Origin of the sequence: Parvularcula lutaonensis (assembly GCF_014651915.1) — a bacterium.
Taxonomy (GTDB): Bacteria; Pseudomonadota; Alphaproteobacteria; order Caulobacterales; family Parvularculaceae; genus Parvularcula; species Parvularcula lutaonensis.
This window is the reverse complement of the sequence record NZ_BMXU01000001.1, coordinates 896,326-908,772: the sequence shown is the minus strand read 5'-3', so window position 1 is coordinate 908,772 and position 12,447 is coordinate 896,326. Positions and strand designations below refer to the sequence as shown.

Sequence of the window (12,447 nt, the reverse complement as noted above, 5' to 3'; positions counted from 1 at the left end):
GGCTAGGCAACGCGGAACTCCGGGAGATTTCCGATGCTGACGACCCTTCTTCTCACTACTGCGCTCGCATTCCAGATGGAAGTCTCCGAGGAGGCCCGCCGCATCGCGCAGGAGACGATCATCCTCGATGGCCATGTGGACGTGCCCTATCGCGTCGCTCGCTCGGGCGAAGATGTCGGCGAGGCGACGGAGAAGGGCGACTTCGACTTTCCCCGAGCCATGCAAGGCGGGCTCAACGCGCCGTTCATGTCGATCTATGTCGCGGCGGATTTCCAGGAGACCGGCGGCGCCAAGGCACAGGCGGACCGCCTGATCGGCCTGATCGAAGGCCTTGTCTATCAGCACCCGGACAAGTTCGAGATTGCGAAATCTCCGAAGGACGTCCGCCGTATCACCAAGGCGGGCAAGATCGCGCTGCCGCTGGGCATGGAGAACGGTGCGCCGATCGAAGGGGATATCGAGAACCTCGAGCACTTCTACGACCGCGGCATCCGCTACATCACGCTGACCCATTCCAAGGTAAACCACATCTCGGACAGCTCCTATGACGATGAGCGCCGCTGGCGCGGGCTGTCACCATTCGGCAAGATGCTCGTTGAACGGATGAATGCCATCGGCGTGATGGTCGATGTCAGCCATATCTCCGACGAAGCCTTTGACGACGTGATGGAGATCACCAAGGCACCAGTGATCGCCTCGCACTCTTCCCTTCGCCACTTCACGCCCGGATTCGAGCGTAACATGTCCGATGACATGGTGCGCAAGCTGGGCGAGAACGGCGGGGTCATCATGATCAATTACGGCTCGAGCTTCCTGTCGAACGAGCCGCGTGACTGGTCGAAGGCGCGCAGCGATGCCTATAACGAATGGCTGGGCGCGAACGGCCGTCAGCATAGCGATGAAGCGTTCGCCGAGTTCGATGCGATCTTCCGCGAAGAGAATCCCTATCCTTATGCGGATCTTTCAGATGTCCTCGACCATATCGACCGCGTGGTGGAACTGGCCGGGATCGACCATGTGGGGCTCGGCTCGGACTATGATGGCGTGGGCGATAGCCTTCCGACGAACCTGAAAGACGCCTCGACCATGCCGAACCTTGTGCAGGGCCTGATGGATCGCGGATACTCCGACGAGGACATCAAGAAGATCCTCTCGGGCAATGCCCTGCGGGTCTGGGAAGAGGTCGAGCGAGTCGCGCGGAAGATGCGCTAGTCGCGCCGTCCACTCTTGACCGAAGCGGAGATGGTGAAACTGAACGCGATGCCGATCAGGAACGGCACCCAGATCGGCAGCTCGCCAAGCCCCGGCGTGCCGAGTGCCTCGGCGAGGTGATCGTCAAACAGCCACCAGAGTATGCCTAGCCACATGATATCGTCTCCCCTGCTTCAGAGGAGATGTTGGGGTCGGTGGGCGTGGGCGCAAGTGCGGGGAAGATCCGCATGGGCTGCAGGCAATCGAAGAGGGACACGGAAGAGTTCAAAGCCTGTCATTCCGGGGCAGGCGAAGCCTGAGCCCGGAACCCATAGGTAGCGCTGTTTGGGTCCCGGGCTCCGCTGCGCGGCCCCGGGATGACAGCAGGGATCAATCCGCCGCGTCGGCTTTCGGCGCAGCCTTCTTGGTGGTCTTCTTCGTCGCCTTCTTGGTGGCCTTCTTCTTTGTAGCTTTCTTCTTCGCCGCCTTTTTCTTCGTGGCCTTTTTCTTGGTCGGCTTCTTGGTCTCTTTGTCGGCGATCAGGGCGAGGGCCTGTTCGAGGGTGATCTCGTCGGGGTTGATGTCCTTCGGGATCGTGGCGTTGGTCTTCCCATGCTTGACGTAGGGGCCGTAGCGGCCGTCATAGAGGCCGACCACTTCATCCGTGTCGGGATGCTTGCCAAGCTCTTTCTTGGGCTTCGCCGCTGCCCGGCCGCGGCCTCTGGGATTGGCGATCTTGTCCGCAATCAGGGTCACGGCACGGTTGATACCGATCTCCCACACATCATCGACGCTCTCGAGCGATGCGTAGGTCTTGCCGTGCTTCACGAAGGGGCCGAAGCGCCCGATGCCGGCTTCGATGGTCTGGCCATCCTCCGGGTGCGGACCGACATCGCGGGGAAGGTTGAGAAGCATGAGCGCCTTGTCGAGGTCGATCTCCTGCGGGTTCCAGCCCCTCGGGATCGAGGCCCGTTTGGGCTTTTCGTCCTCTGACTGTGGAGCGCGTTCGACATACGGACCGAAACGGCCGCTCTTGAGCGAGACTTCGGTGGAGGTGTCCGGATCGATGCCGAGCACCCTGTCCTCCGGCGCTTCCTGCGCGTCCTTGCCGAGCTGGCGCGTGTGCTTGCAATCGGGATAGCGCGAGCAGCCAATGAAGGCGCCGTAGCGGCCGACCTTCAGACTGAGCTGGCCTTCGCCACAGGTCGGGCAGAGGCGCGGATCGGTGCCGTCGCCTTTGTCGGGGAAGATGTGCGGGCCGAGGGCTTCGTTGAGGACATCGAGAACCTCGGTGATCCGGAGGCCAGTCATATCCTCGATCTTGGCGTGAAACTCCTCCCAGAACCGGGCCAGGAAGGCGCGCCAGTTTTCCTTGCCCGCGGAAATCTCGTCGAGGGTTTCTTCGAGCTGCGCGGTGAAGTCGTATTCGACATACTTGCCGAAGAAATTCTCGAGGAAGGCCGTGACGATCCTGCCACGGTCCTCGGGGATGAACCGGTTCTTGTCCATGCGGACATAATTCCGGTCCTGCAGCGTGCTGATGATCGAAGCGTAGGTTGAGGGGCGGCCAATGCCGTTCTCCTCAAGGGCCTTGACCAGCGATGCCTCGGTGAAACGGGGCGGCGGCTGGGTGAAGTGCTGCTCTGGTTTGACGTTCGAGACGATGGCGGGCGTGCCCGGCTCCACCTTCGGAAGTACGCCCTGCTTCTCTTCCTCCTCGTCATCCTTGCCTTCGGTATAGACGGCGATGAAGCCTTCGAAGGTGATGACCGAGCCAGTGGCGCGGAAGGCGATCTTGTCGTCGGAGGACCGGATGTCGATCGTGGTCTGCTCAAGCTCGGCACTCGCCATCTGGCAGGCGACGGAGCGACGCCAGATCAGGCGGTAGAGCTTGGCTTCGTCCTCACCGGCCTTGATGTCGTCAGGGTGTTTCGAGAAGTCCGTAGGCCGAATACATTCGTGCGCCTCCTGGGCGTTTTTCTGCTTCGACTTGTACATGCGCGGACTAGCGGGAACGAAGCGTTCGCCATAGCGCGACTTGATCTCCTCCCGGCAGGCCATGACCGCCTCGGGCGCCATGTCGATGCCGTCGGTCCGCATATAGGTGATGAGGCCCGACTCATAGAGCCGCTGGGCTGCCTGCATGGTCCGCTTGGCGGTAAAGCCGAGCTTGCGGCTCGCTTCCTGCTGCATGGTGGAGGTGGTGAACGGAGCGGACGGGTTGCGCTTGGTGGGCTTGGCCTCGACCGAGGCGATCGAGAAATCCGCAGCCTCGATCAGTGCCTTGGCGCGGGCGCCGTCAGCTTCGGTGGTGAGGGAGAACTTGCCGAGCTTCTCGCCGTCGAGATGGGTGAGCCGCGCGGTGAAGGGATCGCTGTTGGCCGTGACCTGGGCCTCGACGGTCCAGAATTCCTCCGCAACGAATTTCTCGATCTCGAGTTCCCGCTCGCAGATCAGGCGGAGAGCGACGGACTGCACGCGGCCTGCCGAACGGCTGCCCGGCAGCTTGCGCCACAGGACCGGCGAGAGCGAGAAGCCGACGAGGTAGTCCAGTGCGCGGCGCGCGAGATAAGCATCGACAAGGTCCTGGTCGATATCGCGCGGGTTGGCGATTGCTTCCTGCACCGCCTTCTTGGTCACGGCGTTGAAGGCGACTCGCTGGACCTTCTTGTCCTTCAGCGCCTTCTTCTGGGCAAGCACGTCGTAGAGGTGCCAGGAGATGGCCTCGCCTTCGCGGTCGGGGTCGGTTGCGAGGATGACGCCGTCGGCAGCCTTCACGGCGTCGACGATCTCTTTCACGCGGGATTTCGACTTGGCGTCGCTCTCCCAGAGCATCTTGAAGTCCTGCTCGGGGTCAACGGAACCGTCCTTGGACGGAAGGTCTCGGATATGGCCGTAGGAGGCGAGCACCTCGTAGTCCTTACCCAGATATTTGCCGATGGTTTTCGCTTTCGACGGCGACTCGACAATGACAACCTGCATGAGGGTTCGGACCTTTCGGGGAATTCTTTGCGCTGGGCCGCGGCAAAGTGGTGACGTCATCTCACTCTGTCAACGTACCTTGGCGATGAAAGGTTGTGAACGGGAGGAAATTCATCTAGAGGTTGAGTCGGATGGTTTACGGGGAGTTTTCAATTGTCGCGTCCTGATCATGCCTTTGTGCAGGCAACAATCAAACCCGCTTTATCCCACTTGATCCGGCTGGAGGCCTATTTCCGGATCAACGGTCTCGAGGAACTCAGCGAGAGCGTGGAAATCGTTCTCAGCAAGGCAGAAGGCATGATGCTCGAGGCATCGCAGGCACTCAGCTACGAGACAGCCGCGATCGTGGATGACAGCGCCGATGCTCAGCCGCCAGCCGATCGGGATCCACAGCAACATAGCGCTGGGTCGACGCCAAAGAGGCGTGGCCGAGCAGCTCTTGGATAACCCGCAGGTCAGCGCCCCCAGCGAGCAGTTCCGTGGCGAAGGCATGGCGAAGGGCGTGGGGTGTTGCGCTCTCAGGAAGGCCGAGAGCCTTGCGAAGATGGCGCATCCGCGCCTGGGCGACGGTGGCGGAAAGGCGACCGCCGCGCGCCCCGAAGAAGAGCGGTGGATCGTCCTGGGCAAGGAAGCCGGGTACCTGTTGCGCGAGTGCTGCCTTGTAGGCCCTGATCGCTTCACGGACCGCCGGGAGGAGGGGGACGTCCCGTGACTTTCCGCCCTTGCCGTGGATACGCAGATGGCCCTGGCCGATGTGCCATCCCAACCCCAGAGCCTCGCTGATCCTGAGGCCCGCACCATAGAGAAGCGTGAAGAGCGCTGTGTCCCGCTTGGCGATCCAGCTAGCGTCGCCGGGCTGTTCTGACGCGGCCTGCAGCAGCTTTTCCGCATTCGGAGCGCTGACGGGCCGGGGGAGCACGGCGCGCTTCTTGGGGGATTTGAGGGCAGAAAGTGCCGCAGAGGAGAGAACGCCCTGGCGGTCCCAGTAGCGGAAGAAACTGCGCACCGCTGAAAGCTCGAGCCTGAGTGTCGCAGCATCGAGCCCTTCCCGGTGGCGCGATGCGAGGAAAGCGCGGAAATCGCGGGTCTTGAGGCTGTTCAGTGATTTCGCGGTGGGCATGCCGCCGAGATGGCCTGACATGAATTCGGCGAAATGCGCGAGTGCGCTGCCGTAATTCCTGACGGTGTAGGGGCTGGCGCGGCGCTCGGCGCGCAGGGTGTCGAGAAACCGGGCCGTCAGGCTTGTGAGATCTTGGTCCGCCACGGCCCGAGGCTCAGCGCCTCATGGTCAAGAAGAGGTTAATCCTGATCGCCTTCCCAGACCCAGTTCTCGGACCAGTGGCGACCCCCCTTGGCGTCCGCGGTCTGGGTGCTCTCAGGAGCTTGGGGTGTGGAAACCTCGACCCCGGCAGCGCGCAGCGCGGCTCGCCCGGTCTGCTTGGCGAGGCCGCTCGCCGTCGAAACCGTGCCGCAGCCGCTCAACGCGACGGCTGCAATTCCGGAACCCAGAAGGAAACACGCTCTGATCATCGGTTTTTCCTGATGCCCTCACTAGAAGAGTGGGGGCAATTCGGAAACGAGTCACGCAGTTTCTTTAGGTTGTCTTATGCCAAGTCTTTGTGCAGGTGCGAAGAACTTCATGCGACCACTCTCGGTGACCCAGGCAAGAAGCAAAAGTCCTGCGACCAGCAGGAGGTATCCATGGCGCGGAAGCAGAGGAACACGGGTCTCGGAAAGCACCGCACGGGCATCCCGCCGGGCAACGCCCAGCCAGCCGCGGCCCGAATGGTCCCGCCGGTCAGCTCTGGTACGCCTGATGCCCGGAAGTTCGGACGCGTCATCGGTGAGCACGACGCTGCCGCCTCCGGTGGCTCCGACGAGCGGTGCGAGCGCCGACGCGTCCGTGGTCACGGCGGAGAATTCCTGCGAGGCGCCGCGCTCCCGCACGGCGGCGGCGGTCAGGACTCGCCCGTCTTCGGTGGTGGTCTCAAGCCGGACCCTGTCGGCCTCGATGCCTTCGAGAGTTGCACCAAACTGGCCCGGCGCGCCTTCGGCGAGCTCGATGGCGTCTGTCGGCGCGCCGTCGATTTCAGCGCGGACGAAGCTGACGTCTTCTGAAAGGGAGCGGCGTGTGATGGTCAGCACGCCCTCGTCGGAGAGGCTGGCGGAGAGAGCCTCTTCCTCAAGCTCGGGTTCGGCCATCAGCCAGTGGACCAGGCGGCGCAGGAACTCCCTATGCGGACCACCGCCGTCGAAACCGCGCGCCCAGAGCCAGAGGTGATCCGAGAGGAGCATGGCGACGCGGCCCTCGCCAACACGGTCGGTGACGAGGAGCGGTTGTCCGTCTTCGGCCTCCATCAGAACCGTGCCGCGCCGGACCTGAGAGGGGATCAGCCGCAGCCAGCGGCCCCAGTCGTCGGAGCTGCCGAGGGTCGAGGTGATCGGATGCCGCCCGCCGGTCTGCGTCAGCGTCGGGATGAATGCTTCCTCTGCGATCCCGCCCGTCGGCAGGGCGGGTAGGATGTAGCTGAGGTTCGGTTGCTGGGCGAGGGAGCCGTCGACTGTCAGCTCCGGCCCTGCAGCGACGAGCACCGCGCCGCCCCGGTCCACGAAGCGGGCAACCTCCGCCAGTTCGAACGACGTGATGACACCGCGATAGGTGTAGCGGTCGAAGATCACGACGTTGAAATGCTGGAGCTTGTCGAGAAACAGCTCTTGGCTGGGGAAAGGGATGAGGTTGAGGTCTTCGGGCCCGGCATAGGCCGGCTTGTCCGCAGGTTTCAGGATCGTGAAGTGGACGAGATCCACCGCTGGGTCAGACTTGAGGACATTGCGCCAGACACGCTCGCCTGCATGGGGCTCTCCCGAAATCAGCAGCACACGGAGCCTGTCGCGGATGACGTTGACCTTGGCCGAAATAGCGTTGTTGCGGTCGGTCAGCTCTCCGGGTACGGACGGGATGCCTAGTTCGATGATCCGCTCACCGGGACGCTCAGCGGGGACGGTCACGGTCACGGTCTCACCGGTGATGACCGCGCGGCTGAGGACATCCTCGCCATCGATGCGCAGGGTAACCGGGAGCGTCGGCTGGCCGCGCGTGTCATCGACCCGGAACTGGAGCTCCATGTCTTCGCCGACGAGGGCGAAGGAGGGGGCGGAGACCCATGCGATACGGCGGTCTTGCTCGCCTTCTGGATCGCCGATGAGAATGCTGTGGACCGGGGCGGGGAGATCGAGGCCCTGCGCCTGCTCCGTACCTGTCACCTGGCCGTCGCTGAGGACGAAAACGCCGCCGAGCTGGCTGCGTGCGACGGACGCGAGACCATCGGTCAGACCCGCGGCAAGGTCGCTGTCATCGGTGCCGCCGAAGCGGGCCGTCTGGACGTCGATGCCATCGTCCTCGAGCCGCTCCCGCAGGCGGAGAGCGGCCTCGTCCCGGATTTCCGTACGGCCTGCGAGGCCCATGCTGGCGCTGTCATCGAGGAGGATGAGGGCCTGATCCGGCAGGCGGTCGAAGTCCTGTTCGACCCGTTCAGGGCCGAGGAGGAACAGCACGGCCGCGGCGCCCGCGAGAAGCCGGAGAAGCGCACCAATGGGAGCCGTCGGTATGCGGACGGCCGTTGCGAGAAGGAACGTTCCACCGATCGAGGTGATCAGCCAGACAGGAAGAAGGGGTGAGAAGTCAAAGGCCACCGGCTTCCTCCCCCAGCTTGTCGAGCATCGCTTCGACATCGGCCTGGTCGGCCTTGTAGTTGCCGGTGATCGCCACCATCGCCATGTTGATCCCTGCACGGAAGGCCATCTCGCGACGGCCTTCGCCGCCCGGACCGGGAGGTTTCAGCGGGATGCCCTGCGCATCCAGTGCCCAGGCGCTGGCCCAGTCGCGGCCTGCAATGATGAGGCTCGGCACGCCATCGCGGCGCTGGTCGAGCGCGCCGCGTGTCTCGACCCAGACGCGGCCGGTGGCATTGCGGCCCCACAGGTCATCGAGGCGGTAGAAGGAGAAGAGAAGCACATGGTCATCGGGCAGCGGTTCGAGCGGTGGTGCGTCGAGGCGGCCCAGCACAGAGCCAAGAAAGCCGCCGCGACCCGGCGCGCCGCCATCGCCCGTATCAATAATCAGCATACCGCCGCTTGCCATATAGGCTTCGAGCCTCTGGAGCGCCGCGTCGGAAGGCGGTTCCTGGCCGGGGCGAACCGGCCAATAGAGAAGAGTGTAGACGGAGAGTTCATCGCGGTCGGGGTCGACGGCCTGCGGCGCCGCAGGCTCGAGTGAGCTGCGCTCGGCAGCCTTGGCGGTGAGGCCGCGCAGTCCCGCTTCGCTGAGCCGGTCCGTAGCCGGATCGCCGGTACGGATATAGGCAAAGCGCAGCTCCAGCGCTGCCTCGACGGCCTTCCTTGGCAGGGGCGGGCGCAGCTGGGCGCTGGCGTCGGAGAGGGGGGCGACAGCGACGAAGAGCGCGAGGCCAGCCGCTGCGGCGCGGAAGAAGGGCAAACGCCCGAGGCTGATGATGGCGTCGATCATGAGGAGGACAAGCGCCGCTGCGAGGAAGTAGGGCGAGAGGTCACGCTGGGGACCATCCTCGACCGTCAGCACGCGGGAGCCGCGGGGCAGAAGGTCTGCGGTGAAAGCCGTGGGGGCTTGGGAAAGACGGTAGGCGTTGACCGCGCGCTCGTTCGCGCCATCGCCATAGAGGCCGGGGGAAGGCAGAGGCTCGCCGGGGACAAGCGGTGCTGCGTCACCGGGAGGATCAGTTAACGCTCCGCGTCCTGAAAGAAGCTTGCGGGCAGGCAGCGGCTCGCCCGCGGCGTTGACATCAGCGGCGATGTCGGTTTCCGCAAGGGCGGCGAGGCGCTGCATCAGAGCCGCGAAGAACCCTGAGACGGGCAGGTCAGACCAGGTGGGCGCGGCGCTGACATGGATGAGGACGACAAGGCCGTCACCGCGACGGGCAGCAGTGATGAGCGGGGTGCCATCGGCGAGGCTGGCCCAGACCTCGGCATCGGCGCCGGGCTGGGTCAGGACCTGCCGCCGGACCGCGATCTCCTCGGAAAGGGTGAGGCCGCCAAGGGGCGAGTCCTGATTGATCGAAGCGACACGCTGGGGCTCGGCCCAGGTGAGGGCGCCGCCAAGGGCACGTTCGCCGCCGAGGATCGGCGCAGGCAGCAGCGGATCGCCTGAACGGCTATCGCCGGCGAGGAGGTCGGGTCCTGCGAAGCGGACGAGAATGCCGCCGTCCTGAAGGAAGGATTGAAGGGCGATCCGGTCATCGCTGCGAAGTGTGCCGACATCGTCAAGAATGATTAGGCCCGGATCGAAATTCGTCAGCTCACGGATCGGAGCCTCGATGATCTCGGCGGAAGGCTCGAGTGCCTTGGAGATGTAAAAGCCACCTTCGCGAAGCGTGCCGCTGCCTGTCGAGACAAGCCCTGCGAGGGTGCGTCGGGCCGAGGAGCCGAGGAGCGAGGTCGCGCCTGCGCTGCGTATGCCTTCGACATCGAGCCGGGAGACCTCGTTGCGCAGGGCAAGAGGCAGGCGGAACAGGGCCTCGGCCGTGTCCTCTCCCGGTGCAAAGGTGACGTCGGTGACCGAGACCGTGCGCCCGTCGCGGCTGAGCGCTCGGACGCGATGCGACGACGCTTGATCTACGCGCGAACGGTAGAGGCTGACGGCAATCGAGTCGCTGGTGACGCGCGGCGCGCCGAGGGCCAGTGTCTGGCCTTCGGGAAGATAGGCAGTGACGGGCGGCAGGCTGCCGACGCCGATCTCGTCATCCGGGGAGAGGCCGCCGGGGACAAGGACGATCCGGGTGTCGACCTCGGCGAGGGCTTCGCGAATGGCCAGCCAGTCGGCAAGCTTCGGCTGCGGGTTGAGGCGGGCGAACGCGCGTGCGGCCGCGGTCGGGGAGAGCGGCGGCGAGAGTTCGCCATTGCTCGCTGTCAGGATACGGATCTCGCCATCGGTGGCGGCAATGGCCGCGCGGGCCGCGTCCAGCCGTTCTTCCCAGCGCTGTGCCGCATCCCAGCCATCTCCGAAAACGAGGGTCATGGGCCCTGAGGTCTGGTCGGTCTGAGGCCCGAGCTTGGGCCCCGCGAGACCGATGACGATCGCCGCGAAGGCGAGGAGGCGGACGATGAGGATGATCGGTGGCGTACGGACGGGCTGCTGCTTAGGCGTCGAAAGCTTGCGCAGGAAATACATGCCGCCAAAAACCTGCCGCTCAGGACGCGGAGGGATGGCGCGCAGCAGCCAGACGAGAAGCGGCAGGGCGAGGAGAGCGGCAAGGATCAGCGGCGCGGAAAAGCTCATCGCGGGCCCTCACTGAACAGGGTGGAAAGCTGTAGGAGCAGCGGTGCGACCGGCTGGTCGGTCGTGTGGAACAGCACCGCCTCGCCTGCGCCGCGTGCGGCGGAGCGCAGGGCGTCATGGTGCTCTGTCCGCAATCCAACATAGGCGTCACGGATGGCGCCCGCTTCGCCGAAGAACTTCCGCGCGGTCCCTCTCGGGCTTTCGAAGCGGCGCGAACCCTGGAACGGGAAGCGTTCCTCCGCAGGGTCCTCCACCACCACGGCGACCGGATGGCCGCGAGCGTCGCGGACGCGTTGGAAGGCGTCGTGGAGTTTCTGCGGGTCGTCGTGGAAATCGCTGACAAACAGGCAGAGTGCGCCGTTCGGAGGAAGGTGTCCGCCAAGCTCCGCATCCTGACGGAGAAGCTGGTCGGCAATCATGGATGCGGCCTGATTGCCGGCGCGGGAGGGCTCGGGCGAGCCCCACAGGCCGACCCGTTCGCCGCTCCTCAATGCGAGGATCCCGAGGGCGAGGGCGACAGTCTGGCCACGGAACCTTTTTGCCTCGGCGCCTTCGCCCTGATAGTCGAAATCGTCGCCACCGCCGCACCAGAGGAGGATGGTCTGGGGCTGCTCCCACTCGGTCTGGCGCACGAGGAGCCGCCGGTCGAGGCGCGCGGACTGGCGCCAGTCGATGGAGCTGACCGGGTCGCCATGGGCATAGTCGCGGAACTGCCAGAAGGTATCGCTGCGCCCTTCTTTCTGGCGCGGGTGACGGCCTGCCAGCACCACCTGCGCCGCCTGGTCGGCGGCTGCGAGGAGGTCGGGCAGGCGGGCCGCAGCTTCCTGCGCGCGCCGCTCGAGACTGGTCCGGGCGGCGGCGTCGGTCACAGGGCCGCCTCGACCATCCTGTCGATGAGGTGGTCGATATCATGACCCTCCGCACGCGCCGCGAAGCTGAGCGCGATGCGGTGGCGCAGGATCGGCTGGGCGAGGGCGATGAGGTCCTCCGTTTCCGGAGCAGGGGCGCCGCGCAGGAGGGCGCGAGCCCTCAGCGCGAGAGAGAAGGCCTGGCTCGCACGCGGGCCGGGTCCCCAGCGGAGGTGCTCTGCGAACTGGCCGCCGGGCCGAGCTGTGCGAACGAGCTTCAGCACCGTGTCGATCAGCGTGTCGCCCACCGGCATGGCCCGCACCAGCTCCTGGGCCTCCATGAGCTCTTCGGCGCCAAGCACCTGGTCCGGCTGCGGCTGCGCGGTGAAGGTCGTTGCACGGAGCATCTCGCGCTCGGCATCGACCGACGGCTGGTCGACATTGATCTGGAGAAGGAAGCGGTCGAGCTGCGCCTCGGGCAGGGGATAGGTGCCTTCCTGCTCGATCGGGTTCTGGGTCGCAAGGACGTGGAAGGGCTGGGGCAGCTTGCGGACTTCGCCCGCAACGGTGACCTGGCGTTCCTGCATCGCTTCGAGAAGGGCCGACTGCGTCCGCGGGCTGGCGCGGTTGATCTCGTCGGCCATCAGGAGCTGGCTGAAGACGGGACCCTCGATAAACCGGAAGCTGCGCTTGCCGTCAGGGCTTTCGTCGAGGACCTCGGTGCCCAAGATGTCCGACGGCATCAGGTCCGGCGTGAACTGGACGCGCTTGGCTTCCATGCCGAGCACCGTGCCGATCGCGTTGACGAGGCGGGTCTTGGCGAGGCCCGGCGTGCCGACGAGAAGTCCGTGTCCGCCGCAAAGGATGGTGATGAGGGTTTCCTCGATCACGCGCTCCTGGCCGAACACCACCCGGCCCAGCGCATCCTGCGCTTTTTCCAGACGAACCGACAGCGCATCGAACCGCGCCACGAGGTCATGTTCAGGAACGTTCATCTGGAAAACTCCGCAAATCGCTTATCCTTGGCTAAAGCCAGCCGTGCCCCGCGCGCAAATGGCGAATTTGCAACCCGGAATGCGTCTATCTGGCCGATGGCACTTTCCGGACGATTGATTA

General features: G+C 65.0%; 9 protein-coding genes. 1 reads left to right on the top strand and 8 read right to left on the bottom strand.

Annotated elements, in window-relative coordinates; genetic code table 11:
• Positions 1-33: 33 nt before the first annotated feature.
• Positions 34-1,212 (top strand): dipeptidase, encoded by a 1,179-nt coding sequence (locus tag IE053_RS04300; protein WP_189572341.1) that lies wholly within the window; start codon positions 34-36, stop codon positions 1,210-1,212.
• Here IE053_RS04300 and IE053_RS04295 read toward each other — a convergent pair.
• The 8 genes from IE053_RS04295 to IE053_RS04260 form a co-directional block, all read right to left on the bottom strand.
• Positions 1,209-1,367, bottom strand: a complete 159-nt coding sequence (locus IE053_RS04295) for a hypothetical protein (protein WP_189572338.1) — start codon at positions 1,365-1,367, stop codon at positions 1,209-1,211. The two genes, IE053_RS04300 and IE053_RS04295, sit on opposite strands and share 4 nt — an antisense overlap.
• A gap of 214 nt (positions 1,368-1,581) precedes the next feature.
• A complete protein-coding gene (topA, locus tag IE053_RS04290; RefSeq protein ID WP_189572336.1) occupies positions 1,582-4,173 on the bottom strand; it encodes a type I DNA topoisomerase in 2,592 nt (863 codons plus the stop codon).
• 322 nt (positions 4,174-4,495) lie between these two features.
• Complete coding sequence (locus IE053_RS04285) at positions 4,496-5,437, bottom strand: tyrosine recombinase XerC (RefSeq protein WP_189572333.1); 942 nt, start codon at positions 5,435-5,437, stop codon at positions 4,496-4,498.
• A 35-nt stretch (positions 5,438-5,472) separates the two neighbouring features.
• Positions 5,473-5,703, bottom strand: coding sequence for a hypothetical protein (locus IE053_RS04280; protein ID WP_189572330.1), 231 nt, complete (start codon positions 5,701-5,703; stop codon positions 5,473-5,475).
• 51 nt (positions 5,704-5,754) lie between these two features.
• Positions 5,755-7,866 (bottom strand): hypothetical protein, encoded by a 2,112-nt coding sequence (locus tag IE053_RS04275; protein ID WP_189572327.1) that lies wholly within the window; start codon positions 7,864-7,866, stop codon positions 5,755-5,757.
• On the bottom strand, positions 7,856-10,483 hold the full coding sequence (locus tag IE053_RS04270) for a DUF4159 domain-containing protein (protein WP_189572324.1): 2,628 nt from the start codon (positions 10,481-10,483) through the stop codon (positions 7,856-7,858). Before IE053_RS04270 ends, IE053_RS04275 begins: the two co-directional genes overlap by 11 nt.
• Positions 10,480-11,352: a DUF58 domain-containing protein gene (locus IE053_RS04265; protein ID WP_189572321.1), complete on the bottom strand. Its 873-nt coding sequence runs from the start codon at positions 11,350-11,352 to the stop codon at positions 10,480-10,482. Before IE053_RS04265 ends, IE053_RS04270 begins: the two co-directional genes overlap by 4 nt.
• Entirely contained in the window at positions 11,349-12,326 is a 978-nt protein-coding gene (locus IE053_RS04260) for an AAA family ATPase (RefSeq protein WP_189572318.1), read from the bottom strand. The genes IE053_RS04265 and IE053_RS04260 overlap by 4 nt, the downstream gene beginning before the upstream one ends.
• Positions 12,327-12,447 lie beyond the last annotated feature (121 nt).